Source organism: Gilvimarinus chinensis DSM 19667, assembly GCF_000377745.1.
Classification (GTDB): domain Bacteria; phylum Pseudomonadota; class Gammaproteobacteria; order Pseudomonadales; family Cellvibrionaceae; genus Gilvimarinus; species Gilvimarinus chinensis.
This window is the reverse complement of the sequence record NZ_KB898706.1, coordinates 569,128-594,693: the sequence shown is the minus strand read 5'-3', so window position 1 is coordinate 594,693 and position 25,566 is coordinate 569,128. Positions and strand designations below refer to the sequence as shown.

The 25,566-nt window shown below is 51.8% G+C and carries 31 protein-coding genes and 1 tRNA gene; 8 read left to right on the top strand and 24 right to left on the bottom strand.

Features of this window, described 5'->3' with window-relative positions; all coding sequences use genetic code 11:
* Positions 1 to 12: 12 nt before the first annotated feature.
* The 17 genes from D568_RS20900 to D568_RS18990 are packed head-to-tail and all read right to left on the bottom strand — an operon-like array spanning position 13 to position 14,428.
* Entirely contained in the window at positions 13 to 489 is a 477-nt protein-coding gene (locus D568_RS20900; RefSeq protein WP_020208035.1) for a hotdog family protein, read from the bottom strand.
* Positions 476 to 1,654: a beta-ketoacyl-ACP synthase gene (locus D568_RS0102730; protein ID WP_020208034.1), complete on the bottom strand. Its 1,179-nt coding sequence runs from the start codon at positions 1,652 to 1,654 to the stop codon at positions 476 to 478. The genes D568_RS20900 and D568_RS0102730 overlap by 14 nt, the downstream gene beginning before the upstream one ends.
* Positions 1,651 to 2,187 carry a hypothetical protein gene (locus tag D568_RS0102725; protein WP_020208033.1) on the bottom strand — a complete coding sequence of 179 codons (537 nt, stop codon included), beginning with the start codon at positions 2,185 to 2,187 and terminating at the stop codon, positions 1,651 to 1,653. The genes D568_RS0102730 and D568_RS0102725 overlap by 4 nt, the downstream gene beginning before the upstream one ends.
* The gene (locus tag D568_RS0102720; RefSeq protein ID WP_020208032.1) at positions 2,187 to 3,449 is read right to left on the bottom strand and encodes an NAD(P)/FAD-dependent oxidoreductase; all 1,263 of its coding nucleotides are present in this window, start codon (positions 3,447 to 3,449) and stop codon (positions 2,187 to 2,189) included. Before D568_RS0102720 ends, D568_RS0102725 begins: the two co-directional genes overlap by 1 nt.
* Positions 3,450 to 3,465: 16 nt before the next feature.
* The gene (locus tag D568_RS0102715) at positions 3,466 to 5,766 is read right to left on the bottom strand and encodes an MMPL family transporter (protein ID WP_169334780.1); all 2,301 of its coding nucleotides are present in this window, start codon (positions 5,764 to 5,766) and stop codon (positions 3,466 to 3,468) included.
* Between the two features lie 35 nt (positions 5,767 to 5,801).
* Positions 5,802 to 6,452, bottom strand: coding sequence for an outer membrane lipoprotein carrier protein LolA (locus D568_RS0102710; RefSeq protein ID WP_020208030.1), 651 nt, complete (start codon positions 6,450 to 6,452; stop codon positions 5,802 to 5,804).
* A 1-nt stretch (position 6,453) separates the two neighbouring features.
* Entirely contained in the window at positions 6,454 to 6,891 is a 438-nt protein-coding gene (locus tag D568_RS0102705) for an acyl-CoA thioesterase (protein ID WP_020208029.1), read from the bottom strand.
* Positions 6,884 to 8,434 (bottom strand): HAL/PAL/TAL family ammonia-lyase, encoded by a 1,551-nt coding sequence (locus D568_RS0102700; protein WP_020208028.1) that lies wholly within the window; start codon positions 8,432 to 8,434, stop codon positions 6,884 to 6,886. The genes D568_RS0102705 and D568_RS0102700 overlap by 8 nt, the downstream gene beginning before the upstream one ends.
* 6 nt (positions 8,435 to 8,440) lie before the next feature.
* Positions 8,441 to 9,370, bottom strand: a complete 930-nt coding sequence (locus D568_RS0102695) for a lysophospholipid acyltransferase family protein (protein ID WP_020208027.1) — start codon at positions 9,368 to 9,370, stop codon at positions 8,441 to 8,443.
* Complete coding sequence (locus D568_RS0102690) at positions 9,363 to 10,118, bottom strand: glycosyltransferase family 2 protein (RefSeq protein ID WP_020208026.1); 756 nt, start codon at positions 10,116 to 10,118, stop codon at positions 9,363 to 9,365. Before D568_RS0102690 ends, D568_RS0102695 begins: the two co-directional genes overlap by 8 nt.
* Complete coding sequence (locus tag D568_RS20895) at positions 10,111 to 10,470, bottom strand: ApeI family dehydratase (RefSeq protein ID WP_020208025.1); 360 nt, start codon at positions 10,468 to 10,470, stop codon at positions 10,111 to 10,113. Before D568_RS20895 ends, D568_RS0102690 begins: the two co-directional genes overlap by 8 nt.
* A complete protein-coding gene (locus D568_RS18995) occupies positions 10,467 to 11,852 on the bottom strand; it encodes an AMP-binding protein (protein ID WP_020208024.1) in 1,386 nt (461 codons plus the stop codon). Before D568_RS18995 ends, D568_RS20895 begins: the two co-directional genes overlap by 4 nt.
* Positions 11,842 to 12,402, bottom strand: coding sequence for a COG4648 family protein (locus tag D568_RS0102675; RefSeq protein WP_020208023.1), 561 nt, complete (start codon positions 12,400 to 12,402; stop codon positions 11,842 to 11,844). Before D568_RS0102675 ends, D568_RS18995 begins: the two co-directional genes overlap by 11 nt.
* Positions 12,399 to 12,647 (bottom strand): acyl carrier protein, encoded by a 249-nt coding sequence (locus tag D568_RS0102670; RefSeq protein ID WP_020208022.1) that lies wholly within the window; start codon positions 12,645 to 12,647, stop codon positions 12,399 to 12,401. The genes D568_RS0102675 and D568_RS0102670 overlap by 4 nt, the downstream gene beginning before the upstream one ends.
* Positions 12,648 to 12,668: 21 nt before the next feature.
* On the bottom strand, positions 12,669 to 12,929 hold the full coding sequence (locus D568_RS0102665; protein ID WP_020208021.1) for a phosphopantetheine-binding protein: 261 nt from the start codon (positions 12,927 to 12,929) through the stop codon (positions 12,669 to 12,671).
* A complete protein-coding gene (locus tag D568_RS0102660; protein ID WP_020208020.1) occupies positions 12,922 to 13,707 on the bottom strand; it encodes a lysophospholipid acyltransferase family protein in 786 nt (261 codons plus the stop codon). The genes D568_RS0102665 and D568_RS0102660 overlap by 8 nt, the downstream gene beginning before the upstream one ends.
* Positions 13,694 to 14,428, bottom strand: coding sequence for a beta-ketoacyl synthase chain length factor (locus D568_RS18990; protein ID WP_020208019.1), 735 nt, complete (start codon positions 14,426 to 14,428; stop codon positions 13,694 to 13,696). Before D568_RS18990 ends, D568_RS0102660 begins: the two co-directional genes overlap by 14 nt.
* Positions 14,429 to 14,564: 136 nt before the next feature.
* On the opposite strand from D568_RS18990, the gene D568_RS18985 reads away from it, so the two are divergent.
* The 5 genes from D568_RS18985 to D568_RS0102630 are packed head-to-tail and all read left to right on the top strand — an operon-like array spanning position 14,565 to position 18,897.
* Positions 14,565 to 15,467, top strand: coding sequence for an ABC transporter ATP-binding protein (locus tag D568_RS18985; RefSeq protein WP_020208018.1), 903 nt, complete (start codon positions 14,565 to 14,567; stop codon positions 15,465 to 15,467).
* Complete coding sequence (locus tag D568_RS0102645; protein WP_020208017.1) at positions 15,464 to 16,648, top strand: ABC transporter permease; 1,185 nt, start codon at positions 15,464 to 15,466, stop codon at positions 16,646 to 16,648. Before D568_RS18985 ends, D568_RS0102645 begins: the two co-directional genes overlap by 4 nt.
* Positions 16,626 to 16,898 (top strand): phosphopantetheine-binding protein, encoded by a 273-nt coding sequence (locus D568_RS0102640; protein ID WP_020208016.1) that lies wholly within the window; start codon positions 16,626 to 16,628, stop codon positions 16,896 to 16,898. The genes D568_RS0102645 and D568_RS0102640 overlap by 23 nt, the downstream gene beginning before the upstream one ends.
* On the top strand, positions 16,895 to 18,043 hold the full coding sequence (locus D568_RS20890) for a beta-ketoacyl synthase N-terminal-like domain-containing protein (RefSeq protein ID WP_020208015.1): 1,149 nt from the start codon (positions 16,895 to 16,897) through the stop codon (positions 18,041 to 18,043). The genes D568_RS0102640 and D568_RS20890 overlap by 4 nt, the downstream gene beginning before the upstream one ends.
* Positions 18,043 to 18,897: a beta-ketoacyl synthase N-terminal-like domain-containing protein gene (locus D568_RS0102630; RefSeq protein WP_020208014.1), complete on the top strand. Its 855-nt coding sequence runs from the start codon at positions 18,043 to 18,045 to the stop codon at positions 18,895 to 18,897. The genes D568_RS20890 and D568_RS0102630 overlap by 1 nt, the downstream gene beginning before the upstream one ends.
* Here D568_RS0102630 and darH read toward each other — a convergent pair.
* From darH to D568_RS0102610, 4 genes are read right to left on the bottom strand one after another with little or no spacing between them, the layout of a single operon-like run.
* Positions 18,894 to 19,886, bottom strand: a complete 993-nt coding sequence (gene darH / locus D568_RS0102625; RefSeq protein WP_020208013.1) for a BtrH-related acyltransferase DarH — start codon at positions 19,884 to 19,886, stop codon at positions 18,894 to 18,896. The two genes, D568_RS0102630 and darH, sit on opposite strands and share 4 nt — an antisense overlap.
* Positions 19,883 to 20,290, bottom strand: a complete 408-nt coding sequence (locus tag D568_RS0102620) for a DarG family dialkylresorcinol biosynthesis protein (protein WP_020208012.1) — start codon at positions 20,288 to 20,290, stop codon at positions 19,883 to 19,885. Before D568_RS0102620 ends, darH begins: the two co-directional genes overlap by 4 nt.
* Before the next feature lie 9 nt (positions 20,291 to 20,299).
* On the bottom strand, positions 20,300 to 21,448 hold the full coding sequence (locus D568_RS0102615) for a beta-ketoacyl-ACP synthase III (protein ID WP_020208011.1): 1,149 nt from the start codon (positions 21,446 to 21,448) through the stop codon (positions 20,300 to 20,302).
* Positions 21,449 to 21,461: 13 nt separating this feature from the next.
* Positions 21,462 to 22,400: a hypothetical protein gene (locus D568_RS0102610; protein WP_020208010.1), complete on the bottom strand. Its 939-nt coding sequence runs from the start codon at positions 22,398 to 22,400 to the stop codon at positions 21,462 to 21,464.
* 104 nt (positions 22,401 to 22,504) lie between these two features.
* On the opposite strand from D568_RS0102610, the gene D568_RS20885 reads away from it, so the two are divergent.
* Positions 22,505 to 22,981 carry a DUF2141 domain-containing protein gene (locus D568_RS20885; protein ID WP_169334779.1) on the top strand — a complete coding sequence of 159 codons (477 nt, stop codon included), beginning with the start codon at positions 22,505 to 22,507 and terminating at the stop codon, positions 22,979 to 22,981.
* Here D568_RS20885 and D568_RS22325 read toward each other — a convergent pair.
* On the bottom strand, positions 22,962 to 23,249 hold the full coding sequence (locus D568_RS22325; RefSeq protein WP_020208008.1) for an ApeI family dehydratase: 288 nt from the start codon (positions 23,247 to 23,249) through the stop codon (positions 22,962 to 22,964). The two genes, D568_RS20885 and D568_RS22325, sit on opposite strands and share 20 nt — an antisense overlap.
* Before the next feature lie 47 nt (positions 23,250 to 23,296).
* Between D568_RS22325 and D568_RS20880 the strand changes: the two genes are divergently transcribed.
* Both D568_RS20880 and D568_RS20875 read left to right on the top strand, forming a co-directional pair.
* The gene (locus D568_RS20880) at positions 23,297 to 23,749 is read left to right on the top strand and encodes an ApeP family dehydratase (protein ID WP_051083990.1); all 453 of its coding nucleotides are present in this window, start codon (positions 23,297 to 23,299) and stop codon (positions 23,747 to 23,749) included.
* Positions 23,730 to 24,413 (top strand): 4'-phosphopantetheinyl transferase family protein, encoded by a 684-nt coding sequence (locus D568_RS20875; protein WP_020208006.1) that lies wholly within the window; start codon positions 23,730 to 23,732, stop codon positions 24,411 to 24,413. The genes D568_RS20880 and D568_RS20875 overlap by 20 nt, the downstream gene beginning before the upstream one ends.
* Before the next feature lie 71 nt (positions 24,414 to 24,484).
* On the opposite strand, the gene D568_RS0102585 is transcribed toward D568_RS20875, so the two are convergent.
* Both D568_RS0102585 and D568_RS0102580 read right to left on the bottom strand, forming a co-directional pair.
* On the bottom strand, positions 24,485 to 25,150 hold the full coding sequence (locus D568_RS0102585) for an outer membrane protein (RefSeq protein WP_020208005.1): 666 nt from the start codon (positions 25,148 to 25,150) through the stop codon (positions 24,485 to 24,487).
* A gap of 249 nt (positions 25,151 to 25,399) precedes the next feature.
* Positions 25,400 to 25,484 (bottom strand) — tRNA-Leu (locus tag D568_RS0102580).
* Between the last annotated feature and the right edge of the window lie 82 nt (positions 25,485 to 25,566).

Sequence of the window (25,566 nt, the reverse complement as noted above, 5' to 3'; positions counted from 1 at the left end):
CATTCTCCTGTATTACCACCGGCTCAAACCCGGTGGTTCACTCGCTGCTAAATACGCTTCGGCATCATCTGGGCGGAAAGCAGAGAACACTGCTTCGGCCAAATAACCTTTCGCATTATCAGAGGAGTAAACCCTGCCATTAAACGACACGATTTGCTCCTCCTGTAGCGCCACTTCTACAGCGACTTGAAAACTTTCCCCTACGGCAAATACCGGCTGAGTTACCGTGTAGTGCCGAGTGCTAATTAAGAAGGCGGGCGCAATAGCGCGACCGGCTCTTTCATCGGCAAGGCCCAGCCAAACCGCAGCAGTCTGCGCCATAAACTCTATGCCAGCCCAGGTAGGGACACCGGCGACACTCGCATCAAAAAACACGTGATCCCGGTCAACCGAGAACGCCGTCACTACCTGCTGAGGTGTCTCGCTAACCAGGTTGTCCACCAGCCGCATAGGTGGCCGGTGAGGTATATAACGTTCAATGTCCAGCATGTAAAATCACGGCGGCATTATTACCGCCAAAAGCAAATGAATTACTCAGGCACACTTGTGCACCCGGTTCAGCCTTCCCGCCCGTCGGCACCAGGTTTAAGCTCGGTAACGACGGATCGTAATGACCATCAAAACAATGGGGGGGCAGTTTACCATCGCCATTCGTCAGCGCCAGCCAGATCAAAGCAGCCTCGGTGGCACCTGCGGCACCCAAGGTATGCCCCAATTGGCCCTTGCTACTGCTACACCAGGGGCGATGGGGAAATAAGCGATCAATAATCCCCGCTTCCATGGCATCGTTTAACGGTGTGCCTGTGCCATGTAAATTCACATAATCTACCGCACAGGGCTCGAGGTTGGCCTGCTGCAAAGCCATACGGATTGCGGCCTCTGCGCCTTTTCCCTGCGGGTCGGGCGCGGAAATATGATAGGCGTCGGACGAGGCCCCCACACCCAGTAACTCCACCCGGTGCAGGATGGGCTCTCGCGTTACCAGAAAAAACGCCGCCGCCTCGCCGATATTAATACCGTCGCGCCCCTCACTGAACGGGCTGCATACACCCGAACTGACGGAATCCAAGGCGGCAAAGCCGTTCACCGTCAGTCGGCATAAGCTGTCTGAACCACCGGCAATGACCGCATCAGCCATATTCGCCGCCAATAATCGCCGCGCCGAGGCCAGCGCATGTGCACTGGAGGAGCAGGCTGTCGACAAGGTATAAGCAGGCCCCTCAGCGCCACACAATTGAGCCACCAACGGCCCCAAGTTGCCAATCTCCTGAGCGTGATAATGGTAATCTGCAGGAATAGGTTCACCTTTAGTATGCGCGGCCACAGCGGCCTCGCCCTCCGCGATACCCGACGTACTGGTACCCGCTACTACGGCAATACGTGACGGTGCGTAGCGCGCCCTCACCTGCGCCAACGTGTTTTGCAGCTGGCTAATGGCGCTGTAAGCCAAGCGAGCGTTGCGACTGTTAAACTCTGCGAGTTCAGAGGGCAGTTCGGGTAAGCTGGCGGTAACAGCTGATACGTAAGTCGGTTTATCAGCCACCCAGTCGCAGGGTTGAAAGGCCCTCGCACCCGCGAAGAGAGCTTTACTCACTCCCGCCTTCCCTTCCCCTAAGCCATTTACCAGCCCCATATCGGTTAAATAAAATTTCACGGTGCGGCCTCGTCTTGTGGGTGAGCAGTTTGTGTTTCATTAATGGTTACCGAGATGCCGCCATACTGGTACTGCATAGGTTCAGACTTTTGCCATTGCCACCAAGGTTTTTTACCTCTGAAAAGCACTGCGCGTTCACTATTTTCTGTCAACTGAAAACCAGCGGCCATCGCACAGGCAGCCGTTAATGCGGCTCGCCTTTGCCACCAGCTATACGCTTCAATCAGTTCACTGGCAGCAGGGCCGCGGTACAGTTTGTTCACCTCTATTTGCCACTCCTGCGCCTCTCCCCCCGCAGTTCGGGCCACAAAAAGAGGAGCACCTAAAGTATCTAGGGCAACAAAGGTAAAGCCTTCGTCTGTGCGCTCTGCACGCAGTAGCAGGCGCACAGGGGAATCGTGCTGACGAAGTGTGAGAAAGGCGGTTGCGCTGTAAAGCTCAGGACAATGTGCGCCGGTAGGAACCATTACCTGACGAGCACAGCCGCTCGCGACCAATACGCTAAGAACAAACAGCCAATAACGTACTTTCATCAGGTCACCGAGGAACAATACTGTGCCAAGGTATTCATGCGACGCTTAGGTTGCGCAACAAAAGGGTTGTCGCTATCCCAGGCATAGCCCGCCAATATGGAAGAGATCATTTCTCGCAAGTTCTCCGCCTGATCGGGATAAAATATAATGTCTTGAAACAATCCGTCGTACCAGGCATCCACAAACACACGAAACGTGGCCACGCCTTGGCGTAAAGGTCGCTCATACTGCGCCTGCCAATCGACAGACTCTCCGGCTAATTGACGCAAAAGTACCCGCACCGCCATGCTGGCTGAACGCATTGCTATGGTTACCCCGGATGAGAAAACCGGATCGAGAAACTCCCCCGCGTTGCCCAAGAGGGCGTATCGATTGCTCGCTAAATGTTTGACGTTACATGAGTAACCCGTTAATTGATTTGCAGGGCAGTTCCACTGTGCGGCGCTGAGCGTCTCGGCCAGTGACGGAGCTTCTCTGACCATGGTTTGCAGCAATTCAAGGGGTGAACTCGCCCCTCGCTGGGCGAGTTTTTCGGCACTGGCTACAACGCCTAATGAGCTTTTTCCATTCGCAAAAGGAATTAACCAATACCAGATGTCCCGCTCTTCAGGATGTACCGTAATTAGAATTTTATTGCGATCAAACGAAACATCACGGATACCATCGTCTATGTGGGTAAAGGCCGCCTGGCGCACAGGAAAATCTGAAGGTGACTCCAGGCCTAGCAGTCGAGGTAACACCCGCCCAAAGCCGCTGGCATCCAGTACAAAACGACACTCAATCGAACCACTGTTACTGTCGCTGTCGCTATACCCCAGTCTTACGCCATCTGCTGTTTCAGTGTAGCTGGTTACACTGTGCTGATAGGCGATTGGCACACCTTGCAATTCGGCCTGCTCTGCCAGCAGCTGATCAAACCGGGCACGCTCTACCTGAAATGTAGTACCTGGCCCCGGTGAGAATTTTTCTTCAAAATTAAAGTAAGTTTTACGCTCACCCCATGCGAACGCGGCACCGTTCTTATACTGAAAGCCCGCCGCGCGCAGCGCTGGTAAAAAACCGGCTTCTTCAATGTACTCCATGCACTGAGGCAACAGGCTTTCTCCGATTGAAAAACGCGGAAAACGATCGCGCTCCAACACCACAACATCCACACCAGCACGGTGCAGTAACGCTGAAGCAATAGCCCCCGAGGGCCCCGCGCCAATCACAACCACCTCGGCTTTGTTCGGCACCACGGCCAGCTCTGGCTTATCCGCCATAAAACATCCCCACTTATTAACGTCCGGCGTCACACCTGTGCACAGATAACGGCGCCAGTAAAAATACCAGAAAAATTCCCACTAACACCACCAGGCCAAAGTTGTGAATGGCCGTTGTAGAACTCAGGGCTAAAAGTCCAAAGGATAGTACGGTGGTTATCGTGGATAAACCGATGGCTAACATGGTAGCGCGAGACTTGCCTGCGCTTTCGCGCCAGAACAACGAGTAATCCACGCCAATCCCCAACACAAGCAATAAAGCCATTACATGAAACACACTCAAGGCTTGCCCTGAGAGCAATAAAATCGCGATAGTGAGTACACTCGCCAAGGCCGGCGGCGCTATCACTTTTGCCGCACCCAACACACGGTAACGAATCAATAAAAGGCAGAAAATCACGCTGTAGGCGACCAACAATAGAACGCTGGCGCGCTCACGATAAGTTTGCAGTAAACCACTGGTGCGGGCCACGGGGTCAACCCATTGTCGCTCAGCATGCTGAGCTGCCAGAGAAGCCGCCGCGGCGGCATCCACGGGCGCATATAAATGCACAACACTGTAATGCTTGTCATTCATCGCAAAATAGCCAGGCGCCCCAGGAACCTCCGATAATATCGGTAACAGTGCTTCTGGTGGCAAGTTACGGGCAGAACTCCAACGAGCTGTATAGGCCTTTGCCTGCTGAGCTTTTACCCCGAGCTTTTCATATAAGCGGTTTAACAACCCACTGTCGAGTACTTGCTGCTGCCACAGCCTGGCGCTATCGCGCTGGCGCTCAAGCGAAGGCACCCATTGCGACAGGAGGCTATAACCGCCAAGTTTATTTTCCACCACTAGCGCATCTAGTTCAGCTTGCAGCTGCTCACCACGACGCAACAAGGTATTGATATCATTAGCCTGGACTAAAAGATACTGCAGCGCCGGTTGTCCGGGCATGTATTCGCGCAAGGTACTTTCAGCTTTCTGAAGTGCCGGATTCATACTTTGCATCGCTCTGATATCATCATTTACCTGCCAGCAACTGATACCTCCAAGCACCAAAACAATACCCCCAAAGTACACAGAGGGCCGCTGGCAATTGGCCAAAAAACGACTATGCCCACCGATAACCTTTGCCACCAAAACCGCGAGCCAGCGCGGCATGGGTGTACTTACGGGGCGCGCGAGTAATAATGGGTACCATCCCATCACAAAAATAAAAGCAGCGGCCAAACCTGTGCTCGACAAGACCGCGATCTGCATAAAACCGGGAAAACCCGAAGCCATAAAACTCAGATAACCGGCGCAACTTGAGACCAATCCCAAAGCCAGCGGTGCAAATAACCGCTTTGCTCCCTTTGGTGCCTGCCAAGCAGGACCACTGTCGAGTCTTTCGGTAAAAAAGTGCAAGCTATAGTCAATAGCCACCCCCACCAGCGCTGCGCCAAACACAAGCGCCATAAGGTGTACACGACCAAATGCCCATTGAGTAACTAACAGGCCTGCAACCACACCGACAGCAATAGGCGCAAATGCCAACAACACAATGTCTACGCGGCGAAATACGATCAGCAGCAACAGTACAATACCGGTTGCAGAGCCGACTCCAACGGTTGATATCTCAGTACGGGCCTGCTCCGTGCCGTCCATAGTGTAAAAAACAGCACCGGTTTGCAGCTGTCGGAACCCGGGTAATTCTCGTACCTTTTTCAGTGCGGCATTAAGAGATTGTGCAAATTGCGCTTGCGTACGTATAGAAAATGGAGACCCCTGCAACTCGACCCGCAGTAAATAAAAATGTCGCTTTTCAATAACAATGTACGGGTTGCCCTGTTCATCAAAACTCACTGACTCTGGCACAGAGCGAAGTGTACGAAGAAAATCCTGCACACTGCCTAACGGATCGTTGGCCAGTATGTGTTCATTAAGCAAACCAGGGGAAGTTACAAATTCCCGCAGCCGTTGTTGTTGTATTTTCTCGGGTGGCTCGCGCAACAAACGATCACGCCATGGCTCGGTAAGCACAATATTAGCGTGATTTTTATAAACAGCGTCAAGCCTATCGGTGGCGTTCTCTGTCTTGAATTGGGTGCCCGCCCAGGCGATGCATTCGCAAGCCTGTAAAACATCCACAATAAGAGGCAAGTGTGTGCGTAGAGCACTGGAGTCATCGGCCGCCAATAACAATAATACTTGCTGTTCGTATTTTTTCGAGAGCAACTCTTCAGCGCGGCCTTGGGCCTCCGGTTGCTGTCCTGTGGGGAAAAGAGCAAGCAGGTCGCTATCGATTTTCAGCTGAGGTAATTGCCACACAGCCAAAAGCATAATGACCAGCACAAGTAGCCTGCAGCAGCGGCTAAAAGCGCGCATCATCAGGGAGCCACAGCCTCGGTAGACACTGTATTGTCATAGCGAAAGCTCAACACCGTGTAGTCTTCACCCGGTTCGGTAATCGTCACTTTTTCCACTCGGCCGCCATCACCACTAACAATAAGAGTAGCCACCACGTCACTTAGCGGCGCTTTTGAGGGCACCAGAGCCATATCCCAAGCGTGACGGTCTGAAGCAGGAGCAAGATAAATTAAAAAATAGTGTTTCAGAGTTTCTGCGTCGAACTTGAACAATTGCTCGAACATGCGGAAAAAACCATACACCGAAGGCTCATGTGTGGCTGTTATTGTCTCTACCTCGCCGTCTACTTCACGAGTAATTTCACCTCCTTGGACGCTGTAGCGAACCGCAAAGGGCTCACGTATCTGCCACTCAATATCGCCATTCACCGCCAGAGAAAAAGCCCCCGAGGAAATCAGTGGTTGAGCGAGCACAGCCATGTGTTTTTCTTGCCTTATTTGAGCCCGAACCGGTAAGTTGGCACGCATAGCGCCAGCTATTGTGTCCAAACGCTCTATCTGTTCAGGGGTATTGACTGGGTAATCAAGGATGCCCTGGGCAATCGCGGTCGATACCGTTAAAGTAGAAGAGCAGAGTAACAACAGAGCGAATGCCCTCACGATGCTTTTCATACTACGCGTCTCCGACTTTACCCAAATAAGTTAGGACTTTCTCAGCGAGAATGGGCGGAGTTGCAAAACACATTTCACCGTCATCTACACTCACCGCCACCTGTACACTGTGTCCCTTGGTCAGGATATCACCGGAGTGCAAATCGATAATGCGATAGCGAATTTTCAACCGAACTTCCCATTCTTCGAGCGTCGCCTCTACTTTCAACAAACGGTTAAACCGCGCGGGCTTCACATATTTGAGATGTAAATCCACCACCGGAAAGCCATAGCCTGAGGCACTCATTGACTCGTAGTTGTAATCGATCGCGTCAAGCAGCGCACAGCGGGCATCCTCAAAATATTTTATGTAATGGCCGTGCCAGACAATGCCCATGCTATCTACATCGTAAAAAGGTACTTTGACTGTTTGGGTAACAATTACCTTTTGCTCAGCCATGGCTGTATAACTCCCAGTGCTGCTCGCGGATTAATTGCACACTTTTTCGCAACACACCCTCCAAGGGACGGTCTTCTTCGACCACATCAAAGTATTTGCGCACTTGCTCAGTCATACTCTGTAATGCAGGGGTAATTAATTGCTGGTTAAAGTCGGATTGCTGTTGACGTAAAGACAAGGCCTGGGTCGCGGCCAGCAGGCCTGCGGCAACCACTTGCTCGGTCAACTCAAGCACACGCAGACTGTCGCGGGCGGCTATGGTCCCCATGCTGACCTTGTCCTGATTATGACATTCAGTTGAGCGCGAAAATACACTGGCAGGCATAGTGTGTTTTAACGCCTCGGCAGCCCACGCAGAAGCGCCAATTTGTACGGCTTTAAAACCATGATTAATCATGCTGCGTTCAAAAACCGCACCCGATAAATTCGAGGGCAGCCCATTGTTGAACTTTACATCCATCAACAGGGCCATTTGCCGGTCAATTAAGTCGGCGACATTGGCAACGGCCACTTTCAATGAATCCATAGCAAAAGCGATATGCCCACCGTAAAAATGCCCGCCATGCAGCACATGCTCTCCTTCACCATCGATAATGGGGTTATCGTTAGCGCTGTTTAACTCGGTTTCAATAAACTGACGAAACCAAGGTAAGGCGTCTTGCAAAACACCAATAATATGCGGTGCGCAACGCACCGAGTAGCGGTCCTGAAGGCGATCAGAATTACGTTCCACTTCCGGGGCGTGTAAGTCGTCGTGAATCCATTGGGCAATTTGTCCCTGACCAGGGTGCGGCTTTACCGAAAACAACTTACCGTCAAAGTGATTGCTATTACCTTTGAGCGCAACACTGACCATAGCGGTAATTCGCGTGGCGAGCTTGGCAAGATACTGCGCCCTATCGAAAGCCAGGCACGCCACAGCCGTCATCACGGCCGTTCCATTCATGATGGCCAAGCCCTCTTTAGGAGCCAACTGCAGAGGTTGCAAATTTTTCTCTTGCAGAACGGCTGCGACACTTTTGCGCTGACCTTGATGGTAAACGTCGCGCTCACCGACCAAACTCGCGGCAACATAAGACAACGGGGTTAAATCACCACTGGCACCCACCGACCCTTCTTCAGGAATTACAGGCACAATGTCCAGCTCGATATATTCAGCCAAACGCTCTAACAACTCCATGCGCACCCCGGAATAGCCGCGCGACAATGACGCTAAACGCGCTGCCAAAATTGCACGCCCCTGTATTGCATCAAACTCTCGCCCCAACCCACAGCCGTGAAATCGGGTTAGATGCAAGGGTAATTCCTCAACCAAATGCGGTGGAATTGATACCGTACATGAGTCCCCATAACCCGTAGTCACCCCATAAATCACGCCCTCTTCGCGCCACAAATCGGCCACAAATTTGGCGCTGGCATTAATGCGGGCGCAAGCGGCTGGGTCATCAGTAATGCGGGCACTGGCCCCGCGAGCGATGGCAACCACATCTTCAATGGTAATAGCCTTGGCGCCAAATTCGATGGCGGTGTTACTTATGCTCATTGCGGATCAATGCTCCTGATTTTCGGTGGTATTTGGTGGCGTATCATCGCCCCAAAAATCGTAAAAATTAAACCACTGCAAGGGGTTGCGGCGGCACAGTATTTCTAGCTGAGTAACGAAGCCATGCAGTAACACTCGGCAAGTCTCGTCCCTTTGCGACCGGAGTACTTTGGCGCCGTTATAAAGAGGTTGCAGCTCTGCGCGGTAGCCGTTTTTGCTGCGATACCCCGCCATAAAAAAAACCGGCGCCTGCAGTAGAAGAGCCAACCAGAATGGTCCGACCGGAAAGCGAGCATCAACCCCTAGAAATTTTTGAGTAAAAAATCGCTGTTCATTACTCGGCGGCAAACGATCAGCCAGTAAAATCAAAAACTCGCCATCATCGAGCTTTTGTTTCAAGGTAATCGCCGTTGCCGGTGTGATTTCTTCAACTTGAATCAAACGCATTTGTACTTGATCGCTGGCGCTGTCCAGCAACTGATTAAATTTTTGCGTGTTCGCCGTATGCAAGATCACATTGAGCTTTAACGTCCCTTCGTTTTCCACCACGGCCCGGCACATTTCCAGATTGCCATAGTGTGCCCCCAACATAACGGCACCTTGTTTTTCACGCTGTAATTGCAATAACCGTTGATGGCCGGAAAACTCCACATCTGTGCGTTTAATTCGCCCCATCCAGGCACCGAGCCTATCCACTAACGCTCGGGCAAAGCTCACATGATGCAACCAGACATTCCAGAGGCTTACTGAAGCCTCTGCACGCTTTAAATACAGACGGCTATACCGCCGAGTGGCTGAACGAGTCAAAAAGAAATAGAACACCACCACATAAACAACGGGCAAAATAAGAAAGCGACCGCCGTGGCGATACAACCAAAAAAGCAGCGCCATACCAATTCGACTGCCGCGCTCTCGCTGCTTGTGCCATTCAGCCATTGCCACGCCCTCGCAAAGCCCAATACAACAGCTTTGGCAAACGCAGCAACATGCCACACACCAGGCGTGTATGCATCCAGCTGATCACCACATTGTCTCGCCACAGGCGGAAGTTAGACACTCCATGCTCAGGGTAAACCACTCGAGTAGGTAGCGAGATAACACGCACCCCCCGCCAATAAAGGCGTACCAGCACCTCGGTATCAAAGTCCATGCGCCCACCCAGCGTAACCTGGCGTGACAGGTCTACCACGGACGCTAGCGGATACACACGATAACCGCACATCGAATCTTTAATTTCAAAGGAGAGGGTCTCTATCCATACCCATACGTGGGTTATATAGCGACTGTATAATCTGTGCTTTGGCACTGAGTCGTCGTAATTTGGAATGCCCGTAATCACAGCATCGGGGTTGGCCTGCGCCAGCGCCAAAAGGTGCGGTACATCATCGGTATCGTGCTGGCCATCGGCATCAATTTGCAGCGCGTGGGTATAGCCACGATTTGCGGCGTGATGCATTCCCAGAACCACTGCGCGGCCTTTACCACCATTGGGGCGTTGCTCGATAAGCTCGCAGCCTGTCGTGCGACTTAGCTCAGTTAAAATGGCCGTCGCCTGCGCGTCGCCACCATCATTCACCAAGAGACAATCAAGCCCTTGGCTCTGTAGGCGGGCAAGGGTGTCACCAACCAGATGCGCATGATTGTATACGGGAATAACAGCGCACACGCGCAGCGACTCAGTCATCGGCTCGCCCCACGACCGCCACCGCACCTTTAGCCGTCACACCCGAAGCATTTTGGTAAGTGAATTTAAGTAAACCCTTATCGGCTTGATATTGGAGAGTCAAACGCAGGCGAACCGGTGGGCGCACCAGCTGTTGGAATTTGTTAGACCTCAACTCAGAAAATGAGAGCGAAGGATCAAAATGCGTTTGCGCCAGCTGATAGACCCAAGCGATTTGGACAACGCCTGCGAGCACAGGCAAGCCTTGAAAATGACCTTCAAAGCAAGGGTGTTGCGCCTCAAGATCAAACTCGCACACCAACCGCTGAGCAGACGACTCTAGGGTTTCAATTGGGGCAGGTAACGGTATCATTCGTCCTCCTGCTGAAAGTAATTCAGCACCGCACTTTGCGGCAGTTTACCTTGGCTATTGCGTGGCAGCTCAACAACGTAACGCCACCGGCGGGGCAATAACGGCGCCTCAAAAAATTGCACAAGAGAGGCTCGCAGCAATTGATTAATCGCTCGTTTACCCCGTTTGTGTAGCTCGTCATTACCTTGTGTTGTGAGACTAGCCAGAACCACCACTTCATCGCGCTTGCCCCGTAGCACAGCTGCTCGAGCTTCACGGACCCAGGGCTGGTCACACAAACGCTTTTCCAGCTCGGTCAGAGATAAGCGCTTGCCTTCTACTTTGACAACCTGATCAGCGCGCCCACGTAAAAGAAAGCGACCGTCAGCCTGCAGCTCGATGCAGTCGCCCATGGTAAAGTGTCCGCCATGACCTAAATGAGCACTGCACACCACCAGCGATTGTTCAGCATTGGTGGTAATACTGACGCCCGGTAACGGCTGCCATAAAGAACTATCGCTTTGACAGCGCCAGGCAACCCCCCCCGTTTCCGTACTGCCCAGAATCTCCAAAGGCGCGCCGCCGCACACATTAGCCATTGCTTGAGACGCCTCCGCAGACAATAACCCGCCAGAGGAAAAGACCGCCTTAAACGAGCGAGCGGTTGCGACAAATTTATCACTCACAGGCAAACGATTTAAATGTGTGGGGCTGGACACCAGAACCAGTTCATCGAACTGAGCAGCGTAATCCGCCAGTATCTCGGGGTAGTGGCAACTGGCATCCATAAAACCAGCCCCGCGCTCCAGCGGCCAAAGCAGTAAATGAAGCAGCCCGTAGATGTGCTGATGACTGACCGTACCCACCACAGGTGTCGTTGTCACTTGCGCTGCAAAGACCCGTTGCAGCGACGTGATCTCAGACTCAAAATCCGCAAGGGTTTTCATAACGGGTTCCGGTGCACCGGTACTGCCCGAGGTAAACAATAATAATTCAGCAGGTTGCTGCAGTGCGTTATCGTCCACGCCCGAATCATCGCCATCAACAGCCATCAACTCCAGCGGGCTCCACTGAGGACAATCGATGTCGGGCATGGGGGTATCGACAATCAGCGCATCAAAATGAGGCTGCAGCTCTCGAGCCGATTGCGGTTGTAAATTATGCGGCATAACCGTGCGTTTGCCCGCCATCGCAAGGGCCAAAACAGAGGCGAGGAAATCCACCCCCGAATCCAACCACAAACAGATGCGTTGCTCGGGACGCGAACGCAAGGCACGATAAAAAGCCAGCACCTGGCGACTAAAGTCAGTTCGGGTGACCACATCGTTAGCACGGTACGCCAAAACCTGCTCTGAGCGAACTAATCCTTGCCGACGCAAGTTGACTGATGACTCACAATCCATGCTTTTTCTTAAAAAATAAATTCCGGTACAGATATTCCAGTGCAAACAACAGCCCGATCAACACATACGCCAGTAAGCCATTGTAAAAAGCCCACACCTCCCGGCTGGCGTACAGCGCGGTGTAGGCCGCTAAAGCACCATTAACAATAAAAAACACAATCCATAACTGGGTGACTCTGCGGGTATAAAGCTCTACCACCGGGGGTAGACCATCGTTAAACTCCCGACTTGCCATACGCGCAGGTAAAGTGGGTGGGCAAAACAGGGTATAACTGAAATAAGAAACCATTAGGACATTTATAAACGCAGGCCAGAGCTTAAGCATGCGTTCATCATTCCAAAGCCACAATACAACGAGAAGTAACACGATGGCGCTAAGCGCTGCTAAGCGTGCTTTGCCATTTTGCGCTTTAGAAAGAAGACGTACTCCATACCCCCCAGCCAGAATCACACCCACTAATCGCGGCTCAAGCCAGTTACCCGCAAAATAAACAATGAGTGGATAAAGCAGCAACACCAGCGCCGCCAAAACCCCCAGAGTTCTGGTCACTCCGCCCTCAGCAACTCGTCAATAACATTGACCGCATCACCAATGGTTCGCACACCCTTGAACTGCTCGGGCTTGAGTTGCTTGCCTGTGACGCTGTGAATCTTAGCGGCCAGATCAATCGCATCAATACTGTCGAAGTCCAGGTCATTGTAGAGGTCAGCCTGAGGCGATATATCCCCCTCCTCGATCATAAACGAGTTGATCAGGACGTTTTTTAATTCGTTGTAGATTTCATCTTTAGTCATGGTAATTCTATATTCTCAGGCCTACGAGGCAGTTTGAGCCAAAACAAACTCTCGCAGGCTTGCGACACTGCGAAAATGTTCCTTATTCTGGTCTGAGTTTGCATCTATTTTTACATTAAAACGCTTCTGCAGCGCTAACCCCAGCTCCAGAGCATCGATAGAATCGAGGCCCAAGCCCTCACCAAACAGTGGAGCCTGAGTGTCGATATCCTCGACTTCTACATCCTCAAGCTCCAACTCAGAAATAATCATTTGTTTAATATCATTATCGATATCAGCCATAGCGCTTTAAACCTTCTTCAAAATAATGTTCTAAATATCGTGTTAGCAAGCGCGCCGCCCGAGGTTTGTCATCAAACCCTTCTATGACTTGTTCAGGGTTAATAATCTCGTGAAAATACACATGGATATCGGCTCGCCTAGGCGGAATTTGATACCAAGGTGCACCCTTAACCAAAGTTAGCGGCTCGCAGGTAATAAACGCCGTCAAAATTGGCGCCTGACTTCTCACAGCCACGTTCGCCAGCCCCCGTTTAAACGCTAACGGTTGTCCGGGAACACTACGTGAACCTTCCGGGAAAATCAGCACCGCCTGACCATCGTCCAGTGCCTGTTGGCACCCTTGCAACAACTCATCACCACTGGCATTGCTGATAAACCCCCCCGCGCGCATCACCCCGCGGATGTACAAATTGCGCCAAAGATCGCCTTTCACCACACAGTTGGCCTCTGGCAACAGCGCAAACAATATAACCACATCAATCAGCGTTGGGTGGTTAGCCACAACCAGGCACCCTTTAGCCTGCTGCAACAGCGCTGTGTTATGGCGCGTAACGCTTATCAACCCCAGCCACTCCATCAAAGCCACAAAGCCGCTGAAACTGAACCTTTGCAATCGCCTCACCCTGGCGGCCTTTGCTTTTCGTGATCCGGGCAGAAGATAGATGACCGGAAACACCATAAGGGTCTGAGCTAGCGCTAACAGCGAGAACAAAGCAAAACAAAAGCCCGTTGCCAGCGTTCTCCAGCCTCGATCCAACACACGTTTAAACGCAAGCACTGCCCCGCCTCCACTCCCACACATGACGAGACGTGTGCGACTGCCACTGCGGAGCATCCCCGAACCACCAGTCCAAAAAACCCACCATTTGCGAGGCACTATCTGGCATTGAGCTCGGCCCGGGGTGACAAACCAGCTCTACCGGGCAGCTGCCGGTCAAGGGCTTAGTGGCAAGTACTACGGCCAAGGCGGCGGGCATCTCGCGCTCATCGGCATAACCCTGGTAAAGGCTCGCCAAAGGCTCTTCACTGTGAATTAAAAGCACTTTCTCGGCCCCATCCCTCAGCCAGCTTACGGCCTCTTGCCAAGCACAAGCCAGAGTATCTCGCCCGCCCGCCATCGCCACCGTGGGCGCCTGCAGTTTTTTTATAATGCTGAACAACCCCAGCGCGGAGTTATGCACCGACAAGCTAAAACCATTGGGCGATAACGGCTCGTTATTGGCGAGCGATTGCAGCAGCTTAAAGGTTCGCCCAGTGTCTCCATGACGGGACGAAAAAATCACGGGCGCACTGTCCGGCCAATCAGTGCCGAACTGCTCGGCCACCTCAAAAGCCTGACGCCCCCAGCGGGTCAACCGCCGCCGCAAAATGGCCGGTACGCCGCTAGCTGCTGGTTTTTCATCCCCAGCGGGTAAACTCTGTACGGTAAACTCTCGCCACTGTTCTACGTCGCTGTAGCCAGGTGCCCACGCATTGCAGTGAGTCAGCCATATCTGCATTTTTCCACACGCCTAATCAAATAGGTGCGCCATTTTACACGACCTTGTATCCAGAAACAGTGACAAATTAACCCCATAATCCTCGGAAAATGCAGCCAAAAACAGTATAGTTGCCGCTTTTCCCACGAAGATCCTCATGTTAAGTCTAAATCGAGTCAGTTTTAGCTATCGCCCGCACGAGAATCAGATTGATGAATTAAGCCTCCAGGTCGCCGCGGGTGAGGTGCTTGGCTTACTCGGACCTAATGGCGCAGGCAAGTCAACACTGGCCGCACTGGTGACAGGCCAGTTAACCCCCTCTCACGGTGAGGTCCTGCTTGACAATGCTCAGATACAGCTGGGCAAAAGTGATATTGCCCTGGTACCCCAGGAATATGCGTTTTATCCTCGCCTTACCGTGCGGGAAAACCTCTCCTACTTCGCCGGGCTATTACCATTGGATCGTCACACCATACGCGCAAGAATCCACCAAAGTCTGGAGCAAACTGGACTGAGCGAGGTAGCCAAGACCCGAGCAGAGAAACTGTCGGGCGGCTACAAGCGCCGCCTTAACTTTGCCATCGCACTTCTGCAGCAGCCCAAGTTACTGATCCTTGACGAGCCGACGGCCAATGTTGACCCAAAATCACGCCTGGATATTCTCGCTGCCGTGCGAGCACAGAGTCACTCTGGCTGCGCCATTATCTATACCTCGCACTTACTGGACGAAGTAGAGGCCATCGCAAACCGAGTGGCGGTTATGCACCAAGGAAAAATCCTGTTACAAGGAGACACCCACACTCTGCTCACAGAGGCAGCTTCACAGGTACGCTTTAGCTCAGCGGTGGCTATCGACAGCTCTCTTTGTCAGCGCCTTTCGCTGTCTCAAGTATCTGCTAACGCATACCGCTGCGACCTAGACAAGGCCCAACTGACGCTACCCGGCCTGATAAAAGCGTTAGACCATGCAGGCGTCTCATTAACCACACTTAACATTGGCCAACGCCGCCTTGAAGAAGTCTACCTTCAATGTCTGGCTAGAACAGAGGTCAAACCATGAGAAGGTTCATCGCCTCTGTGCGCAAGGAAAGCCTACTGTTGATGCGTGACTGGCACGCCCAGGCCCTTCTTTTTGCGATGCCGGCGCTGTTTATCATCATCATGTCACTGGCCTTGCAGGATCGTTTTGGCAGCGAACAAACCGCCCAGTTTCCAGGTTACCTGACAGGCCAAACCCAGTCCTTTAACGGCCTCGCCCTTGAGCGAGAGTTTAAGCGATCACGCTATCTCGCCCTGCAGCGAGGAGACGGACCTCTCAGCACTAACGCCGAGGTGTTTGCTATTTCGTTTACGCCGCACTTTGACCAGGCTCTGGAAGCCACCTCCGATCAGCCAGGGTTGATCTTGAGCTTTGCACCTGAGCTGGGGGTACGAGAAAGATCTTTGATTCGCGCCGCGGTTCAAGAGGCCGTAGGCCGCATGCGAGCCATAAATATCGCCAATGAACTGGGACACGACAGCGAATACGCGGAGCGCGAGTTTCTCTTAACTCATTTTATTGCCACCACCGACCCCGCGCAGAGCACCAATGCCATAACCCCCACCGCTGTGCAGCAAAATGTTCCTGCGTGGCTTATTTTTGCTATGTTTTTTATCGCGGTACCTTTATCAACCACAATCATCGAAGAGCGGAATCAACGTACGCTTGCAAGGCTACGCACGCTGGGGGCTCCAGTTGCGCTTATCTACGGTGCAAAACTTTTACCTTATTTCTTAATTAATTTGCTTCAACTCACGCTGATGCTTGCGGTTGGCATTTATATTTTGCCGCTGCTGGGCGGTGATCAATTATCGCTTACAAACACTAACTTACCCGCACTGGCAGTCATGGGAATAGCCACAAGCCTTGCCGCGCTCTCGTGTGCATGTCTTATTGCAGCCAGCACTCACACCATTCAACAGGCCTCGATCAGCAGTGCGGCAGGCAATCTATTGCTGGCTGCACTTGGCGGGGTTATGGTGCCGGTCTTTATGATGCCCGACAATCTTCAGACCATTGCCGAATTTTCTCCCATGCACTGGGCACTCAGCGGCTTTATCGAACTCATTGTGCGACAGGGCGGATGGAGCGCAATTTACACCCCGGCAATAAAATTAATAAGCCTGGCTATTATTTTATTTATTTTGGCTACGATGATTCTAAAACGGAGCACCCGGCATGCCTCAAACGGTTACCACTGAATTAAAAACAGCATTAAAACAATTGATCATTGAAGAGTGCGACAAAGACGAGTTTACCGTTGAGGATATTGACGATGATGCACCGCTGCTGCGGGGCAAACTGGAACTGGACTCCCTCGACGTACTGCAAATATGCATGGCGGTAAAAAACCAATATGGCGTGCGCATTGAAGGCAACACGGCGGCCCAACGGGCATTAAAAAGCATCAACACTCTGGCCAACACCATCGCCCAACAGTCAACCCAATGAGCGCCATTATCCGCAGTTTTAGTGCCCGCAGCGCCCTAGGAGAAAATATTGCCGAGGCAGTCCCGCGACTGCTGCGCTCTGAAACCAACACGGGTTCAGTGTCCTTTTCACAACGGTGTGAAAAAATCACGCTGCCATATTTTTCGGCCCCCAGACAGGCTGATTTTTATGAGGAGCTGAAAGAGACCGTGCAGCACCTGATTGAGCAAGGCGCGTTGAATGCACAAGAGCGAAAACGCACAGCTTTGTTGATTGGCTCCTCCTCTTTCGATGTCCATATTTCCGAGCAGCAATACCGACAGGCACTTGAAAGCCAGGGCAAAGATAGTGCGGTTGCCATGCCCATTATCGGCTATGGAAAAATAGCGCAAAGGCTGGGAGATTCGCTCGGCCTCGGCCCTGTAAGAAGCACTTATTCCACGGCCTGCACCTCCAGCGCAAACGCACTGCTATACGCCAACCGCCTTATAAAGCAGGGTCAGGTTGATCATGCAATAGTAATCGGCACCGAGCACATCAACGCCACCAGCGCGCTCGGCTTTTACGGCCTGGGACTCATTTCACCCACGGGGGTTATGGCCTCTTTCGCACCACATCGCGACGGTTTAATACTCGGTGACGGTTGCGGAGCTTTGTTGCTAAGCCACGAACGCCATACACCGAGCGAACAAAGGCGCTGGAGTCTTACTGGCGGGGCGATATGCACCGACAACCACAGCCTGACGGCAGCGCACTCAAGCGGCGCAGAATTGGCCAAAGTCATCCAGGCGGCGTATCAAAATTGCGGACTACGCGCGGAGGATATTAGGGCCGTAAAACTGCACGGTACCGCATCGCTTCTTAATGACGAGGCAGAGGCGGCGGCCATGCATCTGACCTTTGATAAACCACCGCCAGGATTTGTAATCAAGCCTTACATCGGGCACACCTTAGGAGCCTGCGGCGCAATTGAAACCGCACTGATGCTGGGCTGCCTGCAACAAGGTAAGCTACCCATCAATCCGGGCACCCCAGTAGATAACAAACTGGGCATGAATATACTCAGCACCCCCACGGATGCCACGCCTGGTTATTATTTGCTGAACTGCTTTGCTTTTGGCGGCAACAATAACGCCCTCATCGTGCAAGACCGGGGGATAAACTAATGCCCTACCTCATTGACCACTACTCTCTGTTGCACTGTATTGAACCCGACACCTTAAACCTGCCGGACTTAAAGCCTGTAATCGAAAAATGGCACGAAAAGAAAATCCGTCGTATTGATCGCTATATCCAACTGTGTATTGCGGGCGGACTCAACTGCGTGAAATCGCGCGCACTCCCCCATAACACCAGTCTATATTTAGGCACCAGCAAAGGCGCTGTGGCCACCTCAGCCAGGGTGATGCAGACCATTGAATCGGATCGTGAACTGCCTAAACCTTTGCATTTTGTAAACACACTTGGCAATTCGGCAGGGTTTTATTTAACACAACTGTTAAACCTTACCGGCACTGCACTTGTTTGTTCCGCTGAAGAACACTCGTTTGAAACAGCCCTTAACCACGCCTGCCTCGATCTGGAGGCAGGGCAATGTGAAACAGCGTTAGTGGGTTGCTTTGATGAAGCCGTGCTACCGTTAAGTCACCAACATCAGCGCTTAGGCTCGCCCATTAACAGGCCTGCGCTGCTGGAAGGAACACACTGGCTGCTCTTGTCACGCTCTCCAGACAAAGCTTTAGGAAAGCTCTCGGCCCCCACATTCTATACTGATCTACCCGCACTATCGGATAACGGGTACTCAACCCAACTGAGCTTTTTTCCTACGGAAAAAGAACAGCGCTTACTGTCTAAGAGCAATCACACTGTGTATGATCCCGTCCCCCACGCCGCGGCCCACGGCAGTTTTTCAGCAGCGGCCTTCAATCACCTATTAGGCCAAACAAAAGCCTTACACTTATCGCGCAGCGGATCTAGTTATTGCGCCATCAGCTGGGAAGCCATACCCGCCAAGCCTTAACGCCTGCGCTTATACCACTGCGTTAACAACTGCCAAACCTGTTGCTCGCGCGTAGCGGTAAGGCGCAACAGATCGGCAAGCTGTGAGTTATTAATAGGTAGCGATGTCTTGCACTCTTTCGCTACAGCCACAGCAAAATCGCGCCACAAATCACCCGCCTCGGTCATGGCTTGAGACGCCTCCCCAAGCGTCTCATCTTCCAGAAGTGCCCCGGCCTCCTGCAAAAAAGAAGCGTAGATAAAACGAAAACCCGCGCCTCCTGTCCCTATTTCTTCTTGCATACGCACAATGTGCCCCAAAAAAAGCCGCTGCTGTGTGTCGTCTAAACGGGACTTTTCTATTTTTTTGGCAAGGTGCATAACACCTCTAACACCAATGACCGGTAAAGGGGCCCCTGTCATCACTTTAATGTTCTTGCCTATCGCTTGCGTAATAATGCGGGCATAGTCGATATGTTTTGGTACCGACTCAACGGTATAAAGCAATCCTTTCGGGGCCAGCGGGCCGCGAACAAAACGCGCTTTGTTTAAATCCCGGGCCGCGACAGTCACAGGTTGCTCAAAAACAGGGTCACTGACTAAGTACTGTCCCGACTGCTCTCCATACACCAAAAGGTTGTGAGCGTTAAAATGAAAGCGCATTTCTTGCGGAAAATACGGCAAATAATAAACGGAGGTCTGTAAGCCCACCATTTTTCCCTGGGCTAATAAATCGTCTAACGCGTTTGCGCCCTCAACGGGACTTTTAAATTTCTGGAAGCGCACTTCCACCCCCAGACGCCGACAGAGCCCTTTGATAATTGCTTTCGGCGGGAGGCGGTACGCAATTAAAGGCTGGCCACCAATTTTTACCACCGGGATATAAGCGAAAGCGAGCGCGTTGGCAAGGCCAAAGGCCATAGGCTCTGAGATTGCGAGACCGTGATGAGTCAACAGGGAAGAAATGACCCCGCTTTCACAGTGTGCTGCCTGTCGGTGTTGAAAACTCATGGCTGCGTGTCCGGTAACTGAGTGAGTTGCTCGACGGATAAATCCATCGCTTGAGCGTAGCGGCTTAATATTTTGGGTGTTAGTCGAGCAAAAACAGTCGGCTTAAAGTGCCGACGTAAACACCAGCGCCACACCCCTGCCACCTGAGCCAGCAGCGCTTCATCCATGCGACTGTGGTACATATAAAAATACAATGGTGATTTATCCCCCGCTTTCACCAATTGCCAGGCTTCACGTGCCAAACGTTCATACAATGCAACGGCATCAAGCGTAGCCTCAGCCTCCACTTGCCAACCATTACTTTGAACGCTTTGGTAATGCCCTTGCTCGTTCTGCGCGTACAACAGCTTTTTGTGGCCAGCATAGGTACTGCTGTTATCTTGCGGTACATCATCTGTGCGCATGCTTTCCCCTTAGACAACCTGCAATAACATATAGGCTACCGAGAAGCGTCCACTTTCTGGAACATAACAGAGGATTTTCTCGCCTTTGCGTAAACGACCACTGCGAAACAGCTCATCCAGCATAATAAATATTGATGCCGAGCCTGTATTGCCTTTACTGGCAAGGTTTGTAAACCACCGCTCCTGATCTACAACAAAGCCAACCTTCTTCATGCCGGCATCCAGCCGTTGGCGAAAAAAGTCAGAAGAATAATGGGGCAGAAAATAATCTATATCCTCGGCTTTGAGGTCATGCTTACAAACCACTGAAGCGAGGGCTTCTTCTACGGTATACCGAACAATATTTTCGTTAAGAAGTTTTACATCCTGCTTCACCGACATAAAACTTTCGGCCTGCGCCGTATCTGAGCTAACAGCTTGCCACCCAGTGAGGCTGCCCTCTTGCTCTTTACGCGCTCCAGCGTACATACAGGTGGGCATTTGACCGGCGTAGGACAGTAACTCTAACCACTCGACTCGCAGCGCCAAAGCTTGGGGTTGCCGACTTTGCAGTACGCATGCCCCAGCACCGTCGGACAGCATCCAACGCAAAAAGTCCTTTTCAAAGGCGAGCTCCGGCTGTGCTTCTAAAGCGGCCACCCGAGTCGAAATTTCGGCCGAAAAATTCGCCGCCCTCATGCTGTAAGAAGCGGCCTCAGAAGCAGCCGCCACGGCTGTTTCATGCAGGCCGGCCGCCACATTCAACCAAGCGTATTTAAAAGCACTCATACCACTGACACAAATTCCTCCGAGGCTGGCCACCTCGCAAGGTGGACTGCCTAGAAGGCCATGCACCATTACCCCATGCCCAGGCATTAACTGGTCTGCAATACTTGTCGCCGCCGCTAGGCTCGATACCGCAGCTAAAGGCACCTCATTACCTAGAGCGTTTTTAATCGCTTCGGCACACAGCTCCGCGTTGGTGTAATTCGACTGTCCCGTACTGGGGTCGATAGCGTAATAACGTGTCTTTATCTGGTTACTGCGCAACACCAACCGACGCGACCGCGATGGCCTGTCAGCCACTTGCCCCAAAAGCGATTCCATCTGCTCGTTGTCGACAGGTAAATTAGGCAGGAAACATCCGGTGTGAGTAATAAATACTGGCTTAGTGGACATACATACCCTCTGGTCACTCGCCCGAAGGCCAGGAATAATAGGATTTTTGCCGTGCGACACGCGCCTTGGTAAAAGGCTTCAGGATCGTCTTGATCAACGCCGTAAGCGGAACAACGGTAACAATCATTAAAATTAGAAATACGATATAAAACAGCGCTAAAAACTGACGCAGGAGACTCTCTGGCGCTCCGCAGGCTAAAAACAGCTTACCCCACACATGAAAGCTTCGAGCACCAATCTTTTCACTGGCAATAAATTTTTCATTGACTCTTACGGCACCCATGCCGCGAAACAAGCTCTCATCAAACGCCTGCTGTTTGTGCAGGGTCAATCCAATCTTTTCTCCAAACCGGGCAGCACCGTCAATTGCACTTTGCTTCACGCCTGCCGCAGGCACCAGCCCAAACCAGTGAGGGCCTTTGCGCCCGGTAAGCACCCACAATGGCGTAGAGAAAAAGCTTGCCGCCGAGCTCACGCCATCAACGAACACCACATTCCCGACCAGCGAGGCATTGCAACGCGTGAGATGTGATTTTACTTTTTCCTGTGCCTGTAACCACATGTTGCGACAAGCTATTACTGTCACCACCGGTTTACCTTTGAGCAATGACGCGGCCGTAGGCGTTTGTAAAAAAGACGATATGGGAATAGAGGGCGCCAGGAACCACACTTGATACGCAAGAATCACCAGATCATAATCGTCCGCCAAAGCACTGGTATCGAGCTGTAAGTCGCACGGTATCTGATGGGCAGACTCTGGAAACGCATTAATAAAGCGGAGCAAGGGCCAGGGAAAAGGGAAGTCCTGTTGCGGCCGAAGATTAAGAAAATCAACCTGAATATCGTTGCAGCTCAACAATGGCTTCACCAGCGAGTGCGCGACACTATCCAACTGCCCACTTTGTGAGTAATGGATAACTAATACGCGAGAACGCCGTGTTAACTTGATCAAACCATGCCCCTGTTTTATTACTGGGGCCCTATGCAGTCATGGCACCGTTAAGGTTGACCCCAAAATGGTGCGGATATTACCACACGAAAGGTAGAACTAGGACCATGCAAGCCACAATACGCTTATGCCTCAGAGCGCTCTGCTGTCTGATGCTTCCCGCCATCGGCATCGCCTCTCAGGAACACGCATTTACACTAAAGGTAACTGACAACTTACGGCCTGGGGCCAAGCTATACGTCGCCGTTTATACTGAACAGGCTCACAGTTGGCAAAGCCCTATACTGCAAAAGCTGGTTTTTACCCTGCCATCCACCACGGAAGCCGAATTTTCTTTACCATTACCGCCTGGGCGCTACGCCGTAAAGGCGTTTGTCGACGAAAATGAGAATCAAATATTAGACCGTAAAAACCAACGTACACCCGTCGAACCTTTCGGCTTCAGTTTAGGAGACCGCCGTAACAAGCCGAGCTTTCGTTTTACCAAATCTGTCGCCACTCTTAATGCTGATTCACCCGCTATCAGCCTTCAACTGCAATACCCTCAAGCTAATGAAGATACCGTCAAGCAGCCTGAACCGTAGCTTGCAAACAGGTAACGCCAGCCACCTGTAAACGCACCTTACAAACAGGCCAAGCATTCTCGTCCCAGACTATAAAAACGGCCTCCTCAGGCGTTATAGGAGCAACAAACTTAACCTTTCTCAGCGACACCATTTTTTTACCCGGAAAACGGGCGGCGAAGCTTTGATGCACCTTCGCCAGTAAGTATGCCCCAGGCACAATAGGCTGACCTGGAAAGTGCCCTTTGACACAAGAGGCCTCAGAGCTAACTCTAAACTGTTCGGACATGACTTGTGATATTCTCCTGTTTTCACATTACCGCGTTATACCACTTCATGAGCGATCAACGTCAAGGGCTGGACCATTTACTGCCCCATAAACCACCGATGGTGCTGCTGGACTCTATCATTGCGCACGATGCGACCAAAATCTTATGCCGCACCAAATCCCATCTAGATACTGCCAACCCATTGCGTATCGACGGTTTTCTTTCTGTGTATTGTGGTGTGGAATACGCTGCCCAGGCAATGGCCGCCCACGCCCGGCTTTACTCAGAGGCCAAGGGGGCGCCACGCCAGGGGGTTGTAGCTGTCGCCTCGAAGCTAACCCCTCACTGTGAGAAGCTTGATGCATATCCCGATGACCTGCTGGTAAAACTGCATCTGTTAGCGCGCAACGACAGCAGCAGCATGTGCGAATTTGAACTCAGCGCCCAACAGATGATTTTGCTGACAGGTCAGCTTACCGCAAGCCTGACACCTCCACACAATGAAACTACACCTGATTAACAGCGATGAGCTTCAAGTACCTGAGCCATCCATTTGGGGCGCTTATTTAAGCGCCGCCGAACAGCAAACGTCACAAAAGTTTCGCCATCTGGACTCTCAAAACCGATATATCATTAGCCGATTATTTTGCCGAACAGTACTGGCACAGACTCTCAACATCTCCGCACCGGAGATAAAGCTGGCTCGCAGCGCCAGCGGCAAACCTTATCTCACCAACGATGAATCAGGCTTGCACTTTAACCTCAGCCATAGCGGCCCATGGGTTGCCTTAGGGGTCAGCCAGTGCGGGCCATTGGGCGTGGACATAGAGTATGTACAGAAAAAGCGGCCGCTACTAAAAATTGCCGAACAATATTTCCACGAACAAGAGATTGCCAAGTTAAAAAATCTTTCCACTGCCCAGCAGGAAACCGAATTCTACCGCCTTTGGACCCTCAAAGAAGCCTTCTTCAAAGCGCGTGGCACTGGGATTTCTGAAGGGCTAAACAAAGTGAGCTTTGCTCACAAAAACCACCCAAGGGCCCCTCTCTCGATGAGTGCTGCGCACTGGCATTATCATTACTTCCCCCCCAGAGAAAACAGCCCCCCCAATCTACACCTTGCAGCGGTAAGTTCAGAGCCAGAGTTCGAATGGGCAACCCATCAAAACCTACCCAACCTCTAAGCCACCAAACCATCCCAGCAACAAAAACGCCGGGCAAGCCCGGCGTTTGAATCAGGTGTAGTCAGGCTCTATCAATACATAAAACCAAACTCAAAAATAGCGGTACCTAGAGAAGGGTCGCTCTCTGCATAGTCCACATCAAGCCAGCGCTCGTAGTAACCAACCCGAACAAAATGATTAGGGCCCAGGTCCAGGCGCAAGCCGCCTCCTACACCGTAAGAGAAAGAGTCACCGCCGTAAGTGGGCTGATAGTAGTCACAGACATAACCCCACCAGGGGTCCCACCAGCACACTTCTTCCGGGTAACCTGCCGCAATATTACTGTCAATGGAGGTCCAGCCAATCATACCGCTAACGAAAGGCGTGAAACGGCCTTCCATAAAGTAGTAATCCGCGACGCCGTTAAAGCTGAAGGCGTCCATGACACCACTGATGGACTCAACGGTTCTGTTGCCATCATCGATCACACGCTCACCATCGTAACGGGTATCGTTCCAGGTAAAACTGGCGCGCAAATTTAATTTGTTGGAATAGTTGTAACCGGCGGTAAAACCAAAGCCCGGATCTGAGGCAATATCAGCCGAAGCACCACCTTCAAAATCAATGGTTTCACCGTACAAGTAAGGCACCTGTAAGGAAAATTCATATTTGTTCATGCGATCGGCCTGTGCGGGTAGAGCAACCACACACAGCAGGCAAACAAATGCCCAGAACGGCTGAGATATACAAGACTTCATAGTTCCTTCCCTAAAGTAAATAATAAGCGCCTTAATAAGGCTCCCCTGAGAACCGATAGGATAGCCGCTACCGAGTTTAATTTCGACGGTCAGGTGCAAAAATCTTAAGATACTATGCCACCTCAATTCCCAACACTAATACACCGTCTCGGCACCTAAGCCTGCAATATGACCAGGAAAACATATTGGCAGCCAAACCCTGACCACATAAAGAAAAGGCCCACGCTTACGCGCAGGCCTTTTCAGATTTGGTGCCCAAGGCCGGACTTGAACCGGCACGGCTTGCGCCACTACCCCCTCAAGATAGCGTGTCTACCAATTCCACCACTTGGGCAAAGGGGTGATGCATTTAAACATCAATTACTTAAGCGCTACGTGCAAGAGTCCCGACACGCTACGCGTGGTCGCTAGCGGCC